18 protein-coding genes are annotated in these 22,206 nt (G+C 65.6%); 7 read left to right on the top strand and 11 right to left on the bottom strand.

Annotated features, from left to right (window positions below):
• Positions 1–136: 136 nt before the first annotated feature.
• The gene (locus C4K38_RS31960) at positions 137–763 is read right to left on the bottom strand and encodes a LysE family translocator (RefSeq protein ID WP_053276759.1); all 627 of its coding nucleotides are present in this window, start codon (positions 761–763) and stop codon (positions 137–139) included.
• Between the two features lie 145 nt (positions 764–908).
• Between C4K38_RS31960 and C4K38_RS31955 the strand changes: the two genes are divergently transcribed.
• On the top strand, positions 909–1,382 hold the full coding sequence (locus C4K38_RS31955; protein ID WP_009051665.1) for an Lrp/AsnC family transcriptional regulator: 474 nt from the start codon (positions 909–911) through the stop codon (positions 1,380–1,382).
• Between the two features lie 129 nt (positions 1,383–1,511).
• On the opposite strand, the gene lpdA is transcribed toward C4K38_RS31955, so the two are convergent.
• The 7 genes from lpdA to C4K38_RS31920 form a co-directional block, all read right to left on the bottom strand.
• Positions 1,512–2,912, bottom strand: a complete 1,401-nt coding sequence (gene lpdA / locus C4K38_RS31950; RefSeq protein WP_053276758.1) for a dihydrolipoyl dehydrogenase — start codon at positions 2,910–2,912, stop codon at positions 1,512–1,514.
• 221 nt (positions 2,913–3,133) lie between these two features.
• Positions 3,134–4,066 (bottom strand): phosphatidate cytidylyltransferase, encoded by a 933-nt coding sequence (locus C4K38_RS31945; RefSeq protein WP_053276757.1) that lies wholly within the window; start codon positions 4,064–4,066, stop codon positions 3,134–3,136.
• Between the two features lies 1 nt (position 4,067).
• A complete protein-coding gene (locus tag C4K38_RS31940; RefSeq protein ID WP_053276756.1) occupies positions 4,068–4,691 on the bottom strand; it encodes a lysophospholipid acyltransferase family protein in 624 nt (207 codons plus the stop codon).
• A 9-nt stretch (positions 4,692–4,700) separates the two neighbouring features.
• Positions 4,701–5,156 (bottom strand): hypothetical protein, encoded by a 456-nt coding sequence (locus C4K38_RS31935; RefSeq protein ID WP_025806920.1) that lies wholly within the window; start codon positions 5,154–5,156, stop codon positions 4,701–4,703.
• Positions 5,146–6,489 (bottom strand): phosphatase PAP2/dual specificity phosphatase family protein, encoded by a 1,344-nt coding sequence (locus C4K38_RS31930; protein ID WP_053276867.1) that lies wholly within the window; start codon positions 6,487–6,489, stop codon positions 5,146–5,148. The genes C4K38_RS31935 and C4K38_RS31930 overlap by 11 nt, the downstream gene beginning before the upstream one ends.
• Entirely contained in the window at positions 6,489–8,246 is a 1,758-nt protein-coding gene (locus C4K38_RS31925) for a bifunctional alpha/beta hydrolase/class I SAM-dependent methyltransferase (protein WP_053276755.1), read from the bottom strand. The genes C4K38_RS31930 and C4K38_RS31925 overlap by 1 nt, the downstream gene beginning before the upstream one ends.
• Before the next feature lie 10 nt (positions 8,247–8,256).
• The gene (locus C4K38_RS31920; protein ID WP_053276754.1) at positions 8,257–8,922 is read right to left on the bottom strand and encodes a CDP-alcohol phosphatidyltransferase family protein; all 666 of its coding nucleotides are present in this window, start codon (positions 8,920–8,922) and stop codon (positions 8,257–8,259) included.
• A gap of 240 nt (positions 8,923–9,162) precedes the next feature.
• On the opposite strand from C4K38_RS31920, the gene hflK (C4K38_RS31915) reads away from it, so the two are divergent.
• The 5 genes from hflK (C4K38_RS31915) (at position 9,163) to cfaB (ending at position 16,557) form a co-directional block, all read left to right on the top strand.
• Positions 9,163–11,127 carry a protease modulator HflK gene (gene hflK, locus C4K38_RS31915; protein WP_053276753.1) on the top strand — a complete coding sequence of 655 codons (1,965 nt, stop codon included), beginning with the start codon at positions 9,163–9,165 and terminating at the stop codon, positions 11,125–11,127.
• The gene (gene hflC, locus C4K38_RS31910) at positions 11,124–12,167 is read left to right on the top strand and encodes a protease modulator HflC (RefSeq protein ID WP_053276752.1); all 1,044 of its coding nucleotides are present in this window, start codon (positions 11,124–11,126) and stop codon (positions 12,165–12,167) included. Before hflK (C4K38_RS31915) ends, hflC begins: the two co-directional genes overlap by 4 nt.
• Positions 12,164–13,222: a protease modulator HflK gene (gene hflK / locus C4K38_RS31905; RefSeq protein ID WP_053276751.1), complete on the top strand. Its 1,059-nt coding sequence runs from the start codon at positions 12,164–12,166 to the stop codon at positions 13,220–13,222. The genes hflC and hflK (C4K38_RS31905) overlap by 4 nt, the downstream gene beginning before the upstream one ends.
• A complete protein-coding gene (locus C4K38_RS31900; protein ID WP_053276750.1) occupies positions 13,219–15,123 on the top strand; it encodes a cation-translocating P-type ATPase in 1,905 nt (634 codons plus the stop codon). Before hflK (C4K38_RS31905) ends, C4K38_RS31900 begins: the two co-directional genes overlap by 4 nt.
• A 246-nt stretch (positions 15,124–15,369) precedes the next feature.
• Positions 15,370–16,557, top strand: a complete 1,188-nt coding sequence (cfaB, locus tag C4K38_RS31895; protein ID WP_053276749.1) for a C17 cyclopropane fatty acid synthase CfaB — start codon at positions 15,370–15,372, stop codon at positions 16,555–16,557.
• Between the two features lies 1 nt (position 16,558).
• On the opposite strand, the gene cls is transcribed toward cfaB, so the two are convergent.
• Positions 16,559–17,998: a cardiolipin synthase gene (gene cls, locus C4K38_RS31890; protein WP_053276748.1), complete on the bottom strand. Its 1,440-nt coding sequence runs from the start codon at positions 17,996–17,998 to the stop codon at positions 16,559–16,561.
• Positions 17,999–18,272: 274 nt separating this feature from the next.
• On the opposite strand from cls, the gene C4K38_RS31885 reads away from it, so the two are divergent.
• Positions 18,273–18,794, top strand: coding sequence for a DUF3617 domain-containing protein (locus C4K38_RS31885; RefSeq protein ID WP_025806930.1), 522 nt, complete (start codon positions 18,273–18,275; stop codon positions 18,792–18,794).
• A gap of 132 nt (positions 18,795–18,926) precedes the next feature.
• Here the strand turns inward: C4K38_RS31885 and thrS are convergent, their stop codons facing one another.
• On the bottom strand, positions 18,927–20,825 hold the full coding sequence (gene thrS, locus C4K38_RS31880) for a threonine--tRNA ligase (protein ID WP_053276747.1): 1,899 nt from the start codon (positions 20,823–20,825) through the stop codon (positions 18,927–18,929).
• 41 nt (positions 20,826–20,866) lie between these two features.
• The gene (locus C4K38_RS31875) at positions 20,867–22,204 is read right to left on the bottom strand and encodes a dihydroorotase (RefSeq protein WP_053276746.1); all 1,338 of its coding nucleotides are present in this window, start codon (positions 22,202–22,204) and stop codon (positions 20,867–20,869) included.
• Positions 22,205–22,206 lie beyond the last annotated feature (2 nt).

Below are 22,206 nucleotides of genomic sequence, written 5' to 3'. Positions count from 1 at the left end.
GGTAGGACGCAGGCTTTTGTAGCCGCTGCCGCAGGCTGCGATAAGGCCGCAGACCTTCAGCGATTTTGCGACCTTGCGCGCCCTGCGGTCGCGATCGTCCGAACGCGGCCCGAGCCTGCGGCAGCGGCTACAGAGTTCAGGCCTGTTGCACGAAGGTCAGGCGCAGGGCGAAGCCGATCAGCAGGCTGCCGAACAGCCATTGCTGGACCCGCTGGGCGGCGCGGTTGTGCGCCAGCCAGCGGCCGATCCAGGCGCCGGCCAGGGCGTAGGCGCTGTCGAACAGCAACCCCACCAAGACCAGCAGCAGACCGAGGCTGGCGAACTGCGCGGCCACGGGGCCGGCCTGCGGGTCGATGAACTGTGGCAGCAACACCGAGCAGAACAGCAGCGCCTTGGGGTTGAGCAGGTTGGTCAGCAGGCCGCGGCGGATCGCTTCGCGCCAGCGCAATGCGCTCACGGCCTCGCCGTCCTGCAGGCTGGGCAGCAAGTTGGCCCGCAGGCACTGCACGCCGAGCCACAACAGGTACGCGGCCCCGCCCAGGCGCACCACCTCGAAGGTCCAGGGCGCGGCCTTGAACAGAGTGGCCAGGCCCAGCGCCGCCAGCGCCACATGGCAGCCCCGGGCGATCGCCAGGCCCACCGCCGTGGCCAGCGCCAGGCCCTTGCCCTGGCGGGCGCCGGTTTGCAGCAGCAGGATCATGTCGGGGCCGGGCAGCAGATAGACCACCGCCAGCGCCAGGAAAAACATCCACAGTTGTGCCACCTTGCCACCCCTTTCGTTGTCGATTCGGTAGGCAAAGTCTAGGGCCGAAGGGCAGGGCAGGTGCTTGCGTAGTCAGCCAACATGCAGGCGGAAATTGGCATAATCTTCCACCTGGACATGGAGTGACTATCGGAAAATGCCAAAGATGAAACTGGACGCCTACGACCGCAAGATTCTCGCCGCCCTGCAGCGCGACGGCCGCCTGAGCAACGTGCAACTGGCGGAGGAGATCGGACTGTCTCCTTCACCTTGCCTGCGTCGGGTACGGATGCTGGAAGAAGCCGGGGTGATTCGCGGCTACCAGGCCAACCTCGATCGCGATGAAGTGGGCCTGGGGCTGACGGTGTTCGTCGGGGTCAAGGTCGAGCGGCACACCGACGAGCATTCCGAAGCCTTCCACAAGGCGGTGACGGCGCTGCCGGAGGTGCTTTCGGCGTTCCTGGTGTCCGGCGAGTCGGACTTTCTGCTGCAAGTGGTGGTGCCGGATTTGCGGGCCTACGACCGCTTCCTCACTGGCAGCCTGCTGAAGCTGCCGGGCGTCAGCGATATCCGCAGCAACTTCGCGATCCACACGGTGAAAACCCCGGGGGCGCTGCCGCTGGGGCATTTGCCGGCCTGAAGCGATTATCTGTAGCCGCTGCCGCAGGCTCGGGCCGCGTTCGGACGATAAGGCCGAAGGCCTTCAGCGATCTTGAGAGTTTGCGCGCCCTTCGGTCGCGATCGCAGCCTGCGGCAGCGGCTACAGGATTTACATCTGCGTCGCCATCCCCTCGACATCCATCGCCGCCTGGCGCAACGCCTCGGAGCGGGTCGGGTGCGGGTGGCAGGTCAGGGCGATATCTTCGGCCGAGGCGGAAAACTCCATGGCCACGCAGTATTCGCCGATCATTTCGCTGACGCTCGGGCCGACCAGATGCACGCCGAGGATTTCATCGGTCTGCGCGTCCGCCAGGACCTTGGCGAAACCTTCGGTCTCGTGGTTGATCTTGGCCCGGCTGTTGGCCGTGAAAGGGAACTTGCCGACCTTGTAGGCCCGGCCCTCGGCCTTGAGCTGCTCTTCGGTCTTGCCGACGCTGGCCAGCTCCGGTTTGGTGTAGATCACACTGGGGATCAGGCCGTAGTTCACTTCACCGGCCTTGCCGACGATCTGCTCGATACAGGCCATGGCCTCGTCCTCGGCCTTGTGGGCGAGCATCGGCCCGGACGTGACGTCGCCAATCACCCACACGCCGGGGGCCTCGGTGCGGTGCTGGCGGTTGGCGAGCATGCCGCGCGAGTCGGTGCCCAGGCCGACGTTCTTCAGGCCCAGGCCCTGGGTATATGGCCGGCGCCCGATGGCCACCAGCACGTAGTCGGCTTCCAGCAGTTGCGCGGTGCCGCCCGCTGCCGGCTCGATACTCAACTGCACACCGTTGGCCGAGGTGCTGGCGCTGCTGACCTTGGTGCCGAGCTTGAAGGCGATCCCCTGTTTGCCCAAGGCCCGTTGCAGGGTCTTGCCCGCTTCGCCATCGACGCCGGGGCAGATGCGGTCCAGGTACTCGACCACGGTCACCTGGGCGCCCAGGCGCCGCCAGACCGAACCCAGCTCCAGGCCGATCACCCCGGCGCCGATCACCACCAGGTGCCTGGGCACTTCGCTGAGGGACAACGCGCCGGTGGAGTCGAGGATGCGCCGGTTATCGATCTCCACCCCGGGCAACGGGGTCGGTTCGGAGCCGGTGGCGATCACGATGTCCTTGGCCTGCAACCGGGTCTTGCCCCCGGCGCTGTCGGTCACCGTGACCTGGCCCGGGCCGTCGATATGGCCCCAGCCCTTGATCCAGTCGACCTTGTTCTTGCGCAACAGGAACTCGATGCCCTTGGTCAGGCCCGTCACGCTGTCGTCCTTCTGCTTCATCATCTGGGCCAGGTTGAGGCTGGGTTTGACCTCGATGCCCAGTTCGGCGAATTCCTTGCCCATGGCCGCGTCGTACAGCTCCGAGGCGTGCAGCAAGGCCTTGGACGGCATGCAGCCGACGTTCAGGCAGGTGCCGCCGAGGGTGGCGCGACCTTCGACACAGGCGGCCTTGAGCCCCAGCTGGCCGGCGCGAATGGCGGCGTTGTAGCCACCGGGACCCCCACCGAGGATGACGACGTCGTAGCTGCTCATGGCTGTTCTCCTGCAATCGGAAGGAAGGGCTTTAAAGGTAGTCGAGCAAAAAATTATGACCGTAATATGAGCGTGCGGAGGGCGGACGGTCAAGCAGGAGTTCGCATCCCCTGTAGGAGCGAAGCTTGCTCGCGATGGTATCGACGCGGTCCTGCTGTTGAACCGCGTTGGCTGCATCGCGAGCAAGCTTCGCTCCTACAGAAGAAGAGGGGGCGGGGTGTTCAGGTCCACCAGTAGCGTACGAGGTGGAAGAAGATCGGCGCGGCGAAACACACCGAGTCCAGGCGGTCGAGCATGCCGCCGTGGCCTTCGATCATGTGGCCCCAGTCCTTCACCCCGCGGTCGCGCTTGATCGCCGACATGACGATGCCGCCAGCAAAGCCCAGCAGGTTGATCAGCAGGGCGATCAGGAACGACTGCCAGATAGTGAACGGGGTGATCCACCACAGCGCGCCGCCGATCAGCGAGGCCAGCAGGATGCCGCCGACAAAACCTTCCACGGTCTTGGACGGCGACAGCCGCGGGGCGATCTTGCGTTTGCCGAAGAGTTTTCCACAGACGTACTGCAACACGTCAGACATCTGCACCACGATCACCAGGTAGGCGATCAGCAGCAGGTTGCGCCCTTCGTAGCCGGCGATATCCAGGGTCAGCAGTGCCGGCACGAACGACACGCAGAACACCGCGATCATCAGCCCCCACTGGACCTTGGACGCGCGCTCGAGGAAATGCGTGCTGTCGCCCCCCAGGGACGCCAGGATCGGCAGCAGCAGGAACACATAGACCGGGATGAAGATCGAGAACAGCCCGTACCAGTCGAAGTAGATCAGCAGGTATTGCAGGGGCAGGGCCAGGTAGAACGCCGCCACCAGCGCCGGGTAGTCGCTGCGCCGGGTCGGCATCAGGGTCAGGAACTCGCGCAGGGCGTAGAAGGACACCGCGTAGAACAGCAGGATCACCGCGCTGGTGCCGAGCCAGAAGGCGATGCCGATCACCAGCACCATCACCCACCAGGCGTTGATGCGTGCGTTGAGGTTGTCGATCACCGAGCTCGGCGCGCCACGGGTGCGCAGCTTGAGCAGAAAACCGATCAGCGAGGCCAGCACCAGTACCGCGCCGATCCCGCCGAACAACATCAGGGTTTGCCTATCCATCTCAAGAATGCTCCGGGGCCATGGCCAGCAGCGCTGCGCGGCTGCGTTCGAGGAATTGCTCTTTGCTTTCGCCGTCTTCGAGGGACAGCGGCGCGCCGAAGCTGGTGGTGCACAACAGCGGCAGGGGCAGGAAACGGCCCTTGGGCATCACGCGGTTGAGGTTGGCGATCCACACCGGAATCACCTGGGCCTGTGGGTAACTTTTCGCCAGGTGGTAGATACCGCTCTTGAACGGCAGCAGGCCTTCCTCCTCCAGGTTGCGCGTGCCTTCGGGGAAGATGATCAGCGAATCGCCGCTGGCCAGGGCGTCGAGCATCGGCTGCAAGGGGTTATCCACAGGCTCCTTGCGCTCGCGATCGATCAGTACGCCGTTGAACACGCGGTTGATGATGTAGCGGCGCAGCGGGCGGGTTTGCCAGTAATCGGCGCCGGCCACCGGCCGCGTCACCTTGCGCAGCGCGGGCGGCAGCGAGGCCCAGAGCAGCACGAAGTCGCCGTGGCTGCTGTGGTTGGCGAAGTAGATGCGTTGCACCGCCTGCGGCCCGCAACCGAGCCACAGGCTGCGCGCCCCGGTGATGGTGCGGGCGGCGGAGGTGATGAGGGTAGCGACCAGGGGTTCGAGCATGAGAATTCCTTATCCGGCGATGGCCAGCCAGGGGCTGGCCAGGATGAAGCCCAGTGTCAGCAGTACTTGTGCCGCCAGCAGCCAGGCCTGGCGACGCAACAGGTCGAGGGCGCCGCGGCTGCGTTGCTGCCACGGGCGGCCGCCGGCGTTCGCCGGTTGCAGGCCGAGGGCGCTCAGCGCCTGGTCCAGGGCGGCGCTGCGTTCGGCCAGGGGCAGTGGGCTGTCCGCCACCCGTTGGAACAGCTCGGCATCGAAGGCCACCCGCAGCGCCCAGTACTTTTGCAGCAATCCCAGGACCAGCAGGGCAACGCTCAGGGCGATGGCCCAGGGGGCGGACACGCCGAGCAGCCACTGGCCGAGGCCGAGCAGGGCGCCAAGCAGGCTCAGGCCTGTGGATAACAGGTCCAGCGAATGCCCGCGGCGCAACAGGCTTGCTACCGCGTGCAGTTCCATATCAGTGGCCATGCACCTTCCCCTGGGCTGTGGATAAAGGCTCCAGAGCCCGGCGGTGTGCGGGTTGCAGGACGATCTGCGGGCGCGCGCGGCGGATCTGCACGATGGCCGCATCGACGCTGGCGGCGCGGCCTGTGTGCAACAGCCAGGCGGCCACGGCGGTGGCGCTGCGCGAATAGCCCAGGGCGCAGCAGACCAGCAGCGGCGCGTGCTCGCGCAGGCTTTCGATGGCTTGCGCGGCCTCGCGGCATTGCTCGGTGGTGGGGGCGGTCAGGTCGAGCACCGGCACACAGCGATAGGCCAGGTGGCGGCCGTCCACCGGCAGCTCGGCGCACAGGTCGACCACCGCGCTGAACGGGCTGTCCTGCAACTCGCCCGGGGTCGGAATGCGCCCCAGCCAGACGTTATCCACAACCTCGTCGGGCTGTGGATGCTTGCGTGTCCACAGCCGGGAGTTGAGCCAGGCCGCCGCCAGGTAAGGAGCCAGTAGCCAGTGCGTGGCGTTGCTAAGGCGGCCGTCCGCGCCTTTCTGGAACCCCTTGGCGTCGAACAACCCGTAGTTCAGCGCCACCAGCAGCAGCGCCACCGCCGGCCACAGCAACCACAGCCAGGCACCGACGAAGGCCAAGGCCGGGACGGCAAGCGCCGCGGCGCCCAGGGCATAGAACAACGCCAGGCGCCAGCGCTGGCGATCGCGGGCCAGGCGCAGGTTCTGCAACAGGCCGGGGCGGTCCAGCGGCCACAGCCAGACACACAGCCAGCCGGCCAGGGCGCCTGTGGGCAGGTCGATAAAGTGGTGTTGATAAGTGGTCAGCACCGACACGCCGATCAGCGCGAACCAGCCGTGCACCAACCAGCGCCAGATACCCTGGACATGCCGCGCGTAGCAGACCCACAACACCACCAGCAGCGCGATGTGCAGCGACGGCGCCTGGTTGAACGGCTTGTCGAAGCCGGCCAGCACGTCGAACAGCCAGCCGAACAGGCCATCCAGCTCCGGCCGCTGGAAGGTGAAGCGCAACGGCCAGAGTAGAAAGCAGCTGACGGCGATGACTTGCGCGGTCAGCAGGCGCAAGGCATGGCGCTTGAGTTCTTCGCGGCTGGTGGGCAGCAGCAGGGAAAAGCCGTACAGCAGGTCGATCGACCAGTAGGGCACGATGCTCCAGGCCCAGAACGGCATCTGCTGTTCCCAGTCGAACACCAGGCTGCCGACCTCGGCCCGCTGCGAAGTGACCCAGGTGGCGAAGCCATAGGTGCCGAAAAACAGCGGCGCCAGCAGCAACAGCCAGAGCACCGCGGGTTTCAGCAGGCCGGGCTCGCGAGTGTATGTCGCGGCGGCAGTCATCATTGCACCCGCTGCGCCAGCGACACGCTGAAAATGCCCCACTGATCGACGCGCAGGGTGATCCGGCGGAACCCCGCGGCCTCCACCAGTTGGTCCATCTCGGCCTGGGTCCGGCGGCGCATGACCCAGGCCTGACCCGCGCGGTGGCTGGTCAGGGCGCGGGCGATCAGCTCCAGCTGCGGATGCCACGGCTGCCCGGTGTAGACCAGATAGCCGCCAGGCTCCACGGCGGCGGCCAGGCCCGCCAGGGAGTCGCTGACCATCTGGTTGTCGGCGAACAGTTCGTACAGGCCGGACACCACCGCCAGGGTCGGCTTGGGCTCCAGGGCCGCGAGGTCGTTGCGGTCGAAGGCGTCGGCTTTGACGAAGCGGGCGATCTGGCCCAGGCCTTTCTCGGCGATCAGCGCGCTGCCGTCGCGCACGTTGATATCGCTGTAGTCGCGCAGCAGGATCGACTCCGGCAGCGGGCTGACGCCCTGCAAGGCTTCGAGAATGTAGCGCCCGTGGCCGGCGGCGATGTCGACGATGCGCACTTCGCGCTGCTGGGCGCGCAATTTCTCCATGGCCAGGCGCAGCAGTTCTTCCACATGCAGCTTGCGTTGGCGAATGCCGCGCCAGCCGATGGAGTCCAGGTAGTTGCGGTCGATCATCCGGCCCAGGGCCGAAGTGCCGGTCGCTTGGTTGCGGTACACGTAGTCCAGGGTGCTGCCGGAGTCGAAACCGGTGTCGAAACCCAGCTTGACCCCGGCCGAGAGCTGGCTGCCCAGGCGCATGCTGGCGCGGGTCATGCGCCAGTAGAGGTCGCGCAGGGAATTGCGTGGCAGGGGCGCCGCCAGTGCCTCGGATTCGGCGCAGGTCAGGCCCAGGCGGTCGGCGTCGAGCAGGGAAGGGCGGTTCAGCGGCCGCGCGAAGTTCTGCAGGATGAAGCGCCGGACGCTGGCGACGGCCGGGGCCCGGGCCTTCTCGCCGAGGGTGTCGTGGAAGAAGCCCGGCAGGATGTGTTTTTCCTTGTGCAGGCTGCCCAGGCGTTCGAAGAACTGCTCCTGAGGTTGGCGATGGACGACGAAGTCGGCGCCGGAGATCAACAGCTGGGTCGGCACCTGGATCGCCTGGGCGTCGGCGACCACCCGTTCGGCGGCTTCGTAGAGGCCGAGCAGAACGTTCACCGAGATCGCCTTGGTGATCAGCGGGTCGCTGTCATAGGAGGCCACCCGCGCCGGGTCGTGGCTGAGGAAGCGTGCCTTGACGTAGCTGTTGACGAAAAAGTTGCCGCGAAAACGCCGCAGCAGCGCCAGGCCCGGGCGGGCGAAAGGCACGTAGAGCTTGACCTTGAACGCCGGCGACGCCAGCACCAGGGCGCGGATGCGCGGCGCGTAGTCGTGGACCCAGGTGGACGCGATCACCGCGCCGACGCTCTGGGCCACCACGGCCATGTGTTCTTCGTCGATGCCGTGGCTGGCCCGCAGGTGATCGCAGAAGGTCTGCACGTCGCGCACGCTGGTGGCGAAGCTCGGGCTGTCGCCCCGGGCGCCGGGCGACTGGCCGTGGCCGCGGGCGTCCCAGGCGAAGAAATCGAAGGCCGGCAGGTCCAGTTCGTCCACCAGGTGGGCGATGCGCGCGGAGTGCTCGTGGCCGCGGTGGAACAGCAGTACGGCCTGGCGCGGGCCGTCCGAAGGGGCGGCGGTGGCTGGCCAGTGGCGGTAGAACAGCTCGACGCCGTCGTGGGTGGTGAAGGTCTGGTGGAGAGCTTCGCGCATGGCAACTTCCTTATTCTGAGGGGGCGTTTTGCTGCACTTCTTGTTGTGCTTCTTGTTGCGGCACGTCTTGCTGTCGCGCTTCGAGCAGGCCCTGGCGAACCCGGTTGATCAAGGTGTAGACCAACAACGCGGCGACCAGCGCCAGCACGCCATTGATCCAGGCGGCGCTGAGCCAGCCCAGGGCGATACCGGTGGCCAGCACGCCGAGCACGAACGCCCGGTCGCTCTTGCCCATGGGGCCGTCGTAGCGGCGCGAGGCGCCGATCATCGGCCCGAGCACGCCGGCGTATTCGCTGAACAGCGCCAGCAGCGTCACCAGCAGGACCAGCGGCAGGCTGACGCCGGCAATCAGCGCGAAAGGCAGGATCAGCGCGCTGTCGGCAATCACGTCGCACAATTCGTTGAGGTAGGCGCCCAGGCGCGATTGCTGGCCGAATTCCCGGGCCAGCATGCCGTCGACGGCGTTCAGCGCCATGCGCAGGATCATCCACAGCGGGATCAGGATGAACAGCCAGAGGTGGTTGGCGAAACTGCCGATCAGCGCGCCCACCAGCACGGAAATCACTCCCGCCAGCACGGTGATCTGGTTGGCCGTGGTGCCGTTGTCGTACAGGCGCTGGACCCACGGCCGCAGCAGGTTCTGGAAGCGCGGTTTGAGCTGGTAGATGGAGAGCATGGCTGGACGTTTCCTTGTCACAAAGTGGGCCACGGATTATGGCCACAGATCTCGCGGGCTGGCATCAGCGCAGCAGCGGTTTTCCCTGGCTTTGTGACGCACCCATGGCAAATAAAGGCATAGGTAAGCGACGAAAATTTCACTACTATCGTTATATCGTAACGACTTGTGACATGTATGGCGGCTTGCAGGAGAGTTATCCACAGGCCGGAATGGGTTAACGACCAGCGTTGGGGTGGTATGCAAGTCGATCTTGAGACTGAAGGGGCGGGGGTCGAAGCCTTGCCGAGGTTTCAGCGGGCGGCCTTTCACGAACGCCGTCTGAAGCGTTGGGGCATCGGGCTGGCGGGGCTGGCCGGGGTGGGGCTGGTGTTGGCGTTTTTCGTCGAGCTGTTTGCCCCGCAATCCTTGTGGCCGGCGTTGCTGGTCAATCTGGCCGCGGCTTTGCTGGTGCTGGTCGGCGGCCTGCAGGCGGCGGGCTGGGTCAGTGCCTGGCGCGCGAGTGTGCTGCGGACGCCAGAGGCTGCGCCGAGCCCGCCGGTTGTCGATGAGCCGCTGCCCGATGACGGCTGGTACGAACGGCTGCTGGATGGCATCAGCCAGCGTTGGTCCGGGTTGCTGGCGCAGATCGGCGCGCCAACCTTGTGGCTCGCCGGCTGGGCCTTGCTGGTGCTGGTGGTGATCGAGCAGGCGTGGAACTTGAGCTTGCCCGCCGCAGCCCTGGGCCTGGCGGGCAATGTCGGCGCGGTGCTGGCGCTGTTGCTGGCCTTCGGCTTGCTGGTGTTCGAGCGCCAACTGAGCCAGGAACACCCCGGCGAATGGCCGGAAGCCGCGGCGCTGGCGCAGTTGGCGCGAGTGGCGATCATCTGCCTGGTGCTGGCGGCGCTGTGCCTGTTGTTCAGCAGCGATACGGCGCTCTGGCCGGTGCGCCTGGGCGTGCTGATCGGTGTCTTGCCGGCGCTGGTGGCCCTGGAGTTCCTGCTGCGTGCGGTGCTGTCGTTGTTCAGCCCGCGTCGCGAGCAGTTGGAGCCGCGCATGCTGGCCCACAGCGTGGTCGCCGACCTGTTGCGCTGGCCGCCGCAGCCTTTGCTGGCCTTGCAGCACGAGCTGCACAACCGCTTCGGCATCGATCTGCGGCAGATCTGGGCCTTCACTTATATGCGTCGGGCGTTCCTGCCGGTGCTGCTGGTGGTGCTCGGGGTGGGCTGGCTGCTTACCGGCCTGCACGAAGTGCCGTTGCAGGGGCGAGGCATCTACGAACGTTTCGGCAAGCCGGTGGCGGTCTTTGGTCCGGGTTTGCACGCGGGTCTGCCATGGCCGCTGGGCCGGGTGCTGAGTGTCGAGAACGGTGTGGTGCATGAACTGGCCACCAGCGTCGGCGAGGCACCCACCGTGGTCGAACCGGCGCCCGCCGAAGGGCCGCCACCGCTGGTGGCCAACCGCTTATGGGACGCCAGCCATGTGAACGACAAGTCCCAGGTGATCGCCAGCGGCGGTGCCGACAAGCAGAGCTTCCAGATCGTCAACATGGACGTGCGCTTCGTCTATCGCATCGGCCTGAGCGATCAGGCGGCGTTGGCGGCGACCTACAACAGCGCCGACATTCCAATGCTGATCCGCAGCACCGCCAGCCGCATCCTGGTCCACGACTTTGCCTCGCGCACCCTCGATGGCCTGTTGGGCGAAGACCGTACCAACCTGGCCGAGGATATCGGCCGCGCGGTGCAGGCCGACCTGGAGAAGCTCGACAGCGGGGTGGAGATTCTCGCCACCGTGGTCGAGGCGATTCACCCGCCAGCGGGCGCCGCCAATGCCTATCACGGCGTACAGGCCGCACAGATCGGCGCCCAGGCGCTGATTTCCCGCGAGCGTGGCGCGGCCAGCGAACAGACCAACCAGGCGCAGTTGCAGGCCAGCATCGCTCGCGATCAGGCCCAGGCCACGGCCCATGAAGTACAGGCCACGGCGCAAGCGGCCGACCTGCGTTTCAGCGCCGAGCAAAAGGCCTACGCCAGTGCCGGCCAGACGTTCGTGCTGGAGCAGTATTTGAGCCAGCTGAGCCAGGGTCTGCGCAACGCCAAGTTGCTGGTGCTCGATCATCGCCTGGGCGGTGCCAGCGCGCCGACCCTCGACCTGCGTACATTCACTTTGCCGACCGAGCCTTCGGTGCCGGGTAACACCGCTCAGCCAGGAGCCGTCCATTGAGCCAGTCCCACTCCCACGATCATCAGGATCACGCCGGCCACGATCACGGCCATGGCGGCCATCACCATCACGGGCACCATCACCACCACGGCGCACCGGAAGAGGCGGGGCCCTTTCCCTGGCGGCGCATGGCCTGGGCGCTGTTGCTGGTGCTGTTCGCCGTCGCCGCGGCGAGCCTGGTGCAAGTGCGTTCCGGCGAGGCCACGGTGATCACCCGTTTCGGCAACCCGGCGCGGGTGCTGCTGGAGCCGGGCCTCGGCTGGCGCTGGCCGGCACCGTTCGAGGCGGCGATCCCGGTGGACCTGCGCCTGCGCACCACGTCCAGCGGTTTGCAGGATGTCGGTACTCGCGACGGCCTGCGCATCATCGTCCAGGCCTATGTGGCGTGGCAGGTGCAGGGCGATCCGGACAACGTGAAACGCTTTATGCGCGCGGTGCAGAACCAGCCGGACGAAGCGGCGCGACAGATCCGTACCTTTGTCGGCTCGGCCCTGGAAACCACCGCCAGCAGTTTCGACCTGGCCAATCTGGTGAACACCGACGCGAGCAAGGTGCGTATCGCCGACTTCGAAGCCCAGTTGCGTAAACAGATCGAGCAGCAGTTGCTGAGCACCTATGGCGTGCGCGTGCTGCAAGTCGGCGTGGAACGCCTGACCCTGCCCTCGGTGACCCTGACCGCAACCGTCGATCGCATGCGCGCCGAGCGTGAAACCATCGCCACTGAGCGCACGGCCATCGGCAAGCGCGAAGCGGCGCAAATCCGTTCCGCCGCCGAGCGCGATGCGCGCATCGTCCAGGCCGACGCCACGGTGAAAGCCGCGGATATCGAAGCCCAATCCCGGGTGCAGGCGGCGGAGATTTACGGCCGCGCTTACGCCGGCTCGCCGCAGTTGTACAACCTGCTGCGCTCGCTGGACACCTTGGGCACTGTGGTGACCCCAGGCACCAAACTGATTCTGCGCACCGATGCGGCGCCGTTCCGGGTGCTGGTGGACGGGCCGCCGAGCCTCGGCAATAAAGCCGCCGGGTCGCAACCATGAGTTTGGTTCCACGTGGAACACATGAACTTGGCAGCCCCTGGATTCAGGCCGGGCGCCTGGCGTTTCTCGCCCTGTATGCGGTGACCGTGCTGGCAGCCTTGGCCTGGGCGTTTTCCAATGTGCGGCAGATCGATCCACAGAACCGCGCGGTGGTTCTGCATTTTGGCGCCCTGGATCGCATCCAGAACGCTGGCTTGTTGCTGGCCTGGCCGCAACCGTTCGAACAGGTGGTGCTGTTGCCTGCCGCGGACCGGGTGATCGAGCGGCGGGTGGAAAGCCTGTTGCGTTCCGATGCGGCCTTGCAGGGCGACAAGGTGGCGAGTTTCGCCGTACCCCTGAGCGATGCCCTGGCCGGTTCCGGTTACCTGCTAACTGGCGACGCCGGGGTGGTGCAGCTGGATGTGCGGGTGTTCTACAAGGTCACCGAGCCTTATGCCTTTGTACAGCAGGGCGAGCATGTGTTGCCGGCGCTGGATCGGCTGGTGACCCGCAGTGCCCTGGCCCTGACCGCCGCACGGGACCTCGACACCATTTTGGTGGCGCGTCCGGAACTGATCGGCGCCGATAATCAGGCCGCCGAGCGTCGCGAACGGCTGCGCGGCGATCTGGTGCAAGGCATCAACCAGCGGCTGGCGGATCTGGCAGCGACCGGGCAGGGGATCGGTATCGAAGTGACCCGGGTCGACGTCCAGTCCAGTTTGCCGGGGCCGGCGGTCAGCGCCTTCAACGCGGTACTGACTGCCAGCCAGCAGGCCGACAAGGCGGTGGCCAACGCCCGCACCGAAGCCGAAAAGCTCACGCAAACCGCCAACGAACAGGCCGACCGCACCTTGCAGGTGGCGCACGCCCAGGCCGGTGAGCGCCTGGCCAAGGCCCAGGCCGATACCGCGACCATCCAGAGCCTGGCCCAGGCGCAACGTAATGGCACCGACCCGGAAATGCTCCTGCGCATCTACCGCGAACGGCTGCCGAAGATTCTCGGCCAGGCTGGCTCTGTGACCACGGTCAATCCCAAAGACGATTCCCGCCTGATCATTCAGGGAGCCCAACCATGACTGCCCACACCCATGCCGCCGCGCCGGCGAGCATGCTCACCTCCGCCGAACAACGCAGCGCCGCGCGCCAGCTGACCCTGGCCATGCTGGCCTTGGGGCTGCTCGGCCTGGGCCTGGTCTGGCGCTGGCTGGCCCCGGAGCAGACTGGCGTCAGCCAGTTGCTGCTGGGTTTCGCTTCGTTGCTGGTGGCGCTGCCGGTGATGCGTTCGGCCTGGTACAGCCTGCGCTACCCGAGCCTGCATGGCATCACTGACCAGTTGATTGCCCTGGCCATGCTCGGTGCCTGGGCCACCGGCGACCTGCTGACCGCGGCGTTGTTGCCGATCATCATGATCTTCGGTCATGTGCTGGAAGAGCGCAGCGTCATCGGCTCCCAGGAAGCCATTCATGCCCTGGGCCGTTTGACCCGCAGCCATGCGCGACTGGTGCAGGCCGATGGCAGCATTGGCGAGGTGGACAACGCCACGCTCAAGGCCGGCGATATCGTCGAGGTGCGCGCCGGCGACCGGGTGCCCGCCGACGGCCTGGTGCTGTCCGGGCAGGCCAGCCTCGACACCGCGCCGATCACCGGCGAGTCAGTGCCGCTGGAGGCCGATGTTGGCATGCAGGTGTTCGGCGGGGCGATCAACCTCGATGGCCTGCTGCGCCTGGAGGTGACCCGTACCGGCCACGAATCGACCCTGGGCAAGGTCATCGCGCTGATGCAAAGCGCCGAGCGTTCCAAGCCACCGATTACCCGTTTGCTCGAGCGTTATGCTGGCAGCTACATGGTGCTGGTATTGCTGCTGGCGGCGGTGACCTGGTTCATCACCAACGATGCCCAGGCGATGCTCGCGGTGCTGGTGGCGGCCTGTCCCTGCGCCCTGGTGCTGTCCGCGCCGGCCACGGCGATTGCCGGGATCGCCGTGGCGGCGCGTCACGGTATTCTGATTCGCAGCTCGGCATTCCTCGAGGAACTGGCGGACCTGACCTCGCTGGTGGTGGACAAGACCGGCACCCTGACGTTTGGCACCTTGCGCCTGCAATCCATCGACAGCCCGCGGGAAGACCGCCAGGTCTTGTTGAACCTGGCGGCCAGCCTCGGTTCGGCCAGCAGCCACCCGGTCAGCCGCGCGCTGGCCGGGTTGGTGGCCCAGGAGCATTTCCTGGTGCTATCGGATATTCGCGAACGCCAGGGCCTCGGCGTGGTGGCGCAGACCGAGCAGGGCGAAGCGGCCCTGGGGCGTCCCGAGTTGTTCGGCCAACTCGGCATCGTCACCACCGCGGTACCGGAACATGACGGACCTATTGCCGGGCTGGCGCTGAATGGCGAGTTTCTCGCCTGGCTGTTGCTGGCCGACAGCGTCAAGCCGGAAGCGCGTTTTGCCCTCGACGAACTGCGCGAACTGGGGCTGGGTCGCCAGTTGTTGCTGACCGGTGACCGCCAGAGTGTCGCCGACAGCCTGGCACGGGATGTCGGCATCGGCGATGTCGAAGCCCAGGCGCTGCCGGAAGACAAACTCAAGCGTGTGCTGGGGGAAATCGACAGCGGTTTCCGGCCGATGGTGGTGGGCGACGGGATCAACGATTCCCTGGCGCTCAAGGCTGGCGTGGTCGGCGTGGCCATGGGCGCGGGCGGGGCGGACATCGCCCTGGCCTCGGCCGATATCGTGCTGATCGGCAGCGACCTGCGGCGCCTCGGCACCTGTGTGCGCCTGAGTCGCCAGTGCCGCCAGACCCTGCAGGTCAATGTGATCATCGGCCTGGGCTGGACCCTGGCCATAGTCGCCTTTGCCGCGTTCGGCTGGCTCGGCGCGGCGGGGGCGATGATCGCGGCGGTGCTGCATAACCTCAGCACCTTGCTGGTGCTGGGCAATGCCGGGCGCTTGCTGCGTTTCCAGGAGCCGTTGTTGAAGTTGTAGGGGGGCGGGCCGGGGCGGGAAGCGCGGGTTTGAGCGCCTGGAGCTAGAATTAAATCAGGTAGAACTGCGTACCCGCCTGACGGTCCTCTGTGAAGAGGGCCCAGCTCCCAGGACGGTCGGCTGGCGGTTGACCATGGATTGTTGCAATGCCGGCACTGATGAATTTCAGCTATCAGATCGATAGCCTGCTATTTTTTCAGTATGGTCTAACCTCACTCAGACGTCTGAAACAAGGGGGGATAATCCATGCTCGCGCAACTTCCACCGGCCTTACAGAATCTGCAACTACCGCTACGCCTGCGACTCTGGGACGGCCATGAATTCAACCTGGGGCCGGCGCCCAGCGTCACCATTGTGGTCAAGGACCCGCAACTGGTCACCCAGCTCACCCATCCCACTCTCGACGCGCTGGGGGCGGCGTTCGTCGAAGGCAAACTTGAACTGGAAGGCTCGATCAGCGAAGTCATCCGGGTTTGCGATGAGCTGACCCAGGTGCTGCTGGAGGGCGAGGAAGACGCGCTGCCGGTACGCTCCCAGCACGACAAGGCCACCGATGCGGCCGCCATCTCCTACCACTACGACCTTTCCAACGACTTCTACCAGCTGTGGCTCGACAGCGACATGGCCTATTCCTGTGCCTACTTCGAGACCGGCAGTGAAAGCCTGGAACAGGCCCAGCAAGCCAAATTCCGCCACTTGTGCCGCAAGTTGCGCTTGCAGCCCGGCGAGTACTTGCTGGACGTCGGTTGTGGCTGGGGCGGGCTGGCGCGTTACGCGGCGCGGGAATTCGGGGTCAAGGTATTCGGTATCACCCTGAGCAAGGAACAACTGGCCCTGGCCAAGGAGCGGGTGATCGCCGAAGGCTTGCAGGACCAGGTGGAACTGCAGCTGCTGGACTACCGCGACCTGCCCCAGGACGGCCGCTTCGACAAGGTGGTGAGCGTCGGCATGTTCGAGCATGTGGGCCACGCCAACCTGGCGCAGTACTGCAAGACGCTATTTGGCGCGGTGCGCGAAGGCGGCCTGGTGATGAACCACGGGATCACCGCCAAGCACATCGATGGACGTCCCGTGGGCCGCGGCGCCGGCGACTTCATCGAGAAGTACGTGTTCCCCAACGGCGAGCTGCCGCACCTGTCGATGATTTCGGCCGAGATCAGCGAAGCGGGGCTGGAGATCGTCGACGTGGAAAGCCTGCGCCTGCATTACGCCCGCACCCTGGACCACTGGAGCGAGCGCCTGGAAGACAACCTGGAAGCCGCCTCGCGGCTGGTGCCGGAGCAGGTCCTGCGTATCTGGCGCCTGTACCTGGCCGGCTGCGCTTATGCCTTCGCCCGTGGCTGGATCAACCTGCACCAGATTCTCGCGGTCAAGGCTCACGCCGATGGCAGTCATGAACTGCCCTGGACCCGCGACGACCTGTATTACTCGTGAGCTAAAGAATCGGTGAAATAAGCCGGGCGACCCGCATGCCAAGCTGTTGCAGGCGGTGGGTTTCCCGGCTTTCTTCTTTGGCGATTTCGCGCGAGCGCTCGAAGTCGAGGTTGAGCATCTGTTCCACCTCGCTGGCGAAGGCTTCATCCACGGTCAGTAGCATCACCTCGAAATTCAGGCGGAACGAGCGGTTGTCCAGGTTAGCACTGCCGATCGCGCTGATTTCGCTGTCGATCAGCACCACTTTCTGGTGCAGGAAACCTGGCTGATAACGGAACACCCGCACGCCGGCGCGTACCGCTTCGAAGGCGTACAGGCTGGACGCGGCGTAGACGATCCTATGGTCCGCGCGCGACGGCAGCAGGATCCGCACGTCCACCCCGCGCAGGACGGCCAGGCGCAGGGCGGAAAACACTGCTTCGTCGGGGACGAAATAGGGGCTGGTGATCCATATCCGTTCGGTCGCCGCGTGGATGGCTTCGACGAAGAACAGCGAGCAGGTTTCATAAGGGTCCGCCGGGCCGCTGGCCAGCACCTGGCACAGCACGCCATCGTCGGGGTAGGTGTCGGGCAGGATCAGCGGCGGCAATTGCCGCGAGGCCCAGAACCAGTCTTCGGCGAAAGACTCCTGCAGGCAGGCTACCACCGGGCCACTGACGGACACATGAGTGTCGCGCCAGGGCGACAGGGGCGGCTTTTTACCCAGGTATTCGTCGCCGACGTTATGCCCGCCGACAAACCCCAGCAGGCCATCCACCACCACAATCTTGCGGTGGTTGCGGAAGTTGATCTGGAAGCGATTGAGCCAGCCACTGCGGGTGGCGAAGGCATGCACCTGGATGCCGGCATCGCGCAGTGGCTGCACATAGGAGTGGGGCAGGGAATGGCTGCCGATGCGGTCGTAGAGCAGGTGGATCGCCACGCCTTCGCTAGCCTTTTTCAGCAGCAGGCTTTGCAGGCGCCGGCCAAGGTCGTCGTCGTGGATGATGAAGAACTGGATCAGCACTGTTGTGCGAGCGCGTTCGATGGCGGCGAAAATTGCGGCGAAGGTGGCATCGCCATTGACCAGCAGCCGTACATGGTTGCTGGCCAGGCAAGGCATGCGACCCAGCTTGGGCATGGCCCGCAGCGAAGTGTAGGCGGCCGAGGCGCGGGCGCTCAGGGCTTCCTCGATCCAGGGGCGCCAGTTCAGCTCGTTGATCGCCTTGCGCATTTCCACGTTGGCCTGGCGCCGGGCCTTGATATAGGCGTCGAAGGTGCTGCGGCCGAATACCAGATAGGGAACAAGGGTCAGGTACGGCATGAACAGCAGCGACAGGGCCCAGGCAATGGCGCCTTGGGCGGTCCTGACGGTCAACACTGCGTGGATGGCGGCGATCAGGCCGAGAAAGTGCAGGGTGGCAATCAGATAGCCGAAGATATGTGGGCCAAAATAATCCATGGGGCTGCCTTGCTCCTGAAGATTCAATGCCTAGGGTCTGTACGAAAGGTGGCTGCGCTCGCTCATGCTGCGTTAAAAACAGGCTCGGAATGCTCATGTAGGCCTCTACACTCCGCTTCCTCGCCTGTTTTTGCCTTGCCTGACCTTCGCTCGCCGACCTTTCGTGCAGACCCTAACAGACCATGTTCGAGCATGATTGTCGCTAATTAATTCGCCATGCAACGCCGCTGCATTTTTGGCGTCTAACGGGCCACTACTGTCTAGGAGTCACTCGATGAAGCTTCGTCTACTGGGTTTGGCCATGGCTGCCGTTGTCTCGCTTCCGCTGGCCGCGCAGGCCCAGATGCTGCAACCGGGCCTGTGGGAACTGACTACCAGCAACATGAAAGTCGATGACCAGAGCCTGCCGGATCTGTCGTTGATTCTCGGCCAGTTGCAACAACAGCTGACCCCCGAGCAACGGGCGCAGTTGGAGAAGCAGGGCGTGACCATGGGCGGCAAGGGCATCCGCGTGTGCCTGACGCCGGAGCAGGTGAAGTCCGACACCATTCCGCTGCAAGACCCGCAATCGGGCTGCCGCCAGGAGGTCACCGACCGCACCTCCAACCAGTGGAAATTCCGCTTCAGCTGCCCGAAAGCCCAGGGCTCGGGCGTGGCGAAATTCCTCAGCGATCGTGAGTTCACCACCAACGTCAGCGGCACCTTCAATGCCACCGGCTTCCAGCAGAAGGGCAGCATGGACACCCGCGCGGTATGGCTGGGGCAGGATTGCGGGACCGTTAAACCAAGGGCCTAAGAGCATCGCGAGCAAGTCGGATCGCCGCCCGCTCGCTCCTACACATCCGCGTATCGTTCATACCTTTCATGAACGCCCGCAGCCTTGTAGGAGCGAGGCTTGCCCGCGATAGCGTCCGTCCAGACGCCGCTGCTACAACGCCGAGCGCATTTGCTCGACCACCTCGCTCACTGCCCACCGCCCCAGATCCTCACCATGGCGGCTGCGCAAACTGACAAATCCTCCGTCCTTTTCCTTCTCACCCACCACCAGCAGGTACGGCACTTTCTGCAGGCTGTGCTCGCGGATCTTGTAGCTGATCTTCTCGTTGCGCAGGTCGGCGCCGATCCGCAGGCCCTGGCGCTGCAGGGTGTCGGCCACCGACCGGGCGTAGTCCGCCTGGCCTTCGCTAATGGTGATGACCACCGCTTGCCGCGGCGCCAGCCAGCACGGCAGGGCGCCGCTGTAATGCTCGATGAGGATGCCGATAAAACGCTCCAGGGAACCGAACAGCGCGCGATGCAGCATCACCGGGCGCTGGCGCTCGCCGTGCTCGTCGATGTAGCTGATATCGAAACGTTCCGGCAGGTTGAGGTCGACCTGCAGGGTGCCGCATTGCCAGTCGCGGCCGATGGCGTCGCGCAGCACGAACTCCAGTTTCGGGCCGTAGAACGCGCCTTCGCCAGGGTTGATCCGGTGGTCGATCGCCATGGTTTCCAGGGCACCGGACAAGGCACCTTCCAGCTGGTCCCACAGCGTGTCGCTGCCGATGCGATGGGCCGGTCGGGTGGAGAGTTTGACCGCGACGTCGTGGAAGCCGAAGTCGCGATAGATGTCGAACACCAGGGCGATGGTGCTTTCGCACTCCGCCTGCATCTGCGCCGGGGTGCAGAAGATGTGCGCGTCGTCCTGGGTGAAGTGGCGCACCCGTAGCAGCCCGTGCAACGCACCTGAGGGTTCGTAGCGATGCACCTTGCCGAACTCGGCGATGCGCAGCGGCAGTTCGCGGTAGCTTTTCAGGCCACGGCTGAAGATCGACACCGCGCCGGGGCAGTTCATCGGCTTGAGGGCGAACACCCGCTGGTCTTCGGTGGTGGTGCTGAACATGTGGTCGCGGTAGTTCTGCCAGTGCCCGGAGGTTTCCCAGAGGCTGCGGTCCATCACGTCCGGGGTGTTCACTTCCTGATAGCCGGCCTGGTCCTGGCGCTGGCGCATGTAGCCGATCAGTTGCTGGAACAGGGTCCAGCCCTTGGCATGCCAGAACACCGAGCCCGGCGCGCAGTCGTCGAAGTGGAACAGATCCAGTTGCTGCCCGAGCTTGCGATGGTCGCGCTTGCCGGCTTCTTCCAGGCGGGTCAGGTAGTCCTTGAGGTCTTTCGGCGTGGCCCAGCAGGTGCCGTAGATCCGTTGCAGCGGTGCGTTGTTGGCGTCGCCGCGCCAGTAGGCGCCGGCGACCTTGGTCAGCTTGAACGCCTGGAGGATTCCAGTGAACGGCACGTGCGGGCCCCGGCACAGGTCTTCGAAATCGCCCTGGCGGTACAGCGACAGCACCTGGTCTTGCGGGATGTCGCGGATCAGTTCGGCCTTGTAGTGCTCGCCGAGGTTGCCGAAGTATTCCAGGGCGTCGTCACGGGACAGTTCGCGCCGGCGCACCCCATGGTTGGTCGCGGCCAGGCGGGTCATACGGGTTTCGATACGCTGCAGGTCGTCGGGGGTGAAAGGCCGTTCGTAGGCAAAATCGTAAAAGAAGCCGTCCTCGATCACCGGGCCGATGGTGACCTGGGCCGAGGGGTACAACTCCTTCACCGCCATGGCCAGCAGATGCGCGCAGGAGTGGCGCAGGATCTCCAGGCCCTCGGGCTCGCGGGCGGTGACGATGCTGACCCGGGCATCGCCTTCGAGCATAAAGGAGCAATCCACCAGTTGATCGTTCACCCGGCCGGCGACGGCCGCCCTGGCCAGGCCGAGGCCGATGCTCGCGGCCACCTCGTACACGGAAAGCGGCTGGTCGTACTCACGTTGTGAGCCGTCGGGCAGGGTGATGTGAATCATCGGTGTTCCTTGGTGTTTCAGGGGGGATTCAGGGAAAGGGGTCAGCGGGTAAAGCGCAGTGGCAAACCCTGGCAGTTGTCGTACAGGCGCCCGGCGTGCCATGCCAGTTGCCCCGACACCAGGGTGGTGGCGACGCTGTGGCGAAAACGCCGTTCGGCGAAGGGTGTCCAGCCGCATTGGGCAAGGATTGGCTGCTGAGCCACGGCGAGGCCTTCGGGCTCGGGCCTGATCAGCACCAGGTCGGCCCAGTAACCCTCGCGCAGGTAGCCTCGGTCGGGAATGGCGAACAGGTCGGCGACCCGGTGGCTGGTTTTCGCCACCAGGGTGGTGATGGGCAGCACGCCGTCAGCCACCAGTTCCAGCAGGGCGGGCAGGGCGTGTTGCACCAGCGGCAGCCCGGCAGGTGCCTGGCGGTAGGGCAGTTGTTTCTGCGCCCAGGTATGCGGCGCGTGATCGCTGCCGATCACATCCAGGCGATTGCCGAGGAGGGCCTGGCGCAGGGCGTCGCGATCGGCACGGGTCTTGATCGCCGGGTTGCATTTGATCAGGTGCCCGAGGCGCGCGTAGTCACGGTCGTCGAACAGCAGATGGTGAAGGCAGACCTCGGCGGTGATGCGCTTTTGCGCCAGGGGCTTGTCTTCGAACAGCGCAAGCTCACGGGCGGTGGTCAGGTGCAAGACATGCAGGCGAGTGCCATGCCGCTTGGCCAGATCCACGGCCAGCGACGAGGAGCGGTAGCAGGCTTCGGCATCGCGGATCAGGGAGTGGGCCACGGCGGGAATCGCTTCGCCGAAACGCTCCTGCATGCGCCGCTCGTTGGCCTGGATGCTGGGGGTGTGTTCGCAGTGCGCCAGGAGAATGGTCGGCACCTCGGCGAACAGCCGCTCCAGGACCTGCGGATCGTCCACCAGCATGTTGCCGGTGGAGGCGCCCATGAACACCTTGACCCCGGCCACCAGGCAGGGGTCGAGGGCGGCGACTGTATCGAGGTTGTCGCGGCTGACGCCGAAGTGAAAGCCGTAGTTGGCCACCGAGTGGATAGCCGCGCGGCGCTTCTTGTCCTCCAGCGCGGCCAGGGTCAGGGTCGCGGGCTGGGTGTTGGGCATGTCCATGAAACTGGTGATGCCACCCGCCACGGCCGCCCGCGACTCGCTGTAGAAGCTGCCTTTCTCCGGCGCGCCGGGATCGCGAAAATGCACCTGGTCGTCGATCATCCCGGGCACCAGCCACTGGCCCTGGGCATCGATCTCGGTGCGGGCGTTCTCGCCTTCGATGCTGCTGGCGATCTTTACGATGCGCCCATGGTCCACCAGCAGGTCGGCGTCGAACTCGCGTCCTTCATTGACCAGCCGGGCATTGCGAATCAGCACGCTGCTCATGT

The sequence above is a fragment of the Pseudomonas chlororaphis subsp. piscium genome (assembly GCF_003850345.1).
Classification (GTDB): domain Bacteria; phylum Pseudomonadota; class Gammaproteobacteria; order Pseudomonadales; family Pseudomonadaceae; genus Aquipseudomonas; species Aquipseudomonas piscium.
This window is presented reverse-complemented; position numbering and strand designations above follow the sequence as displayed.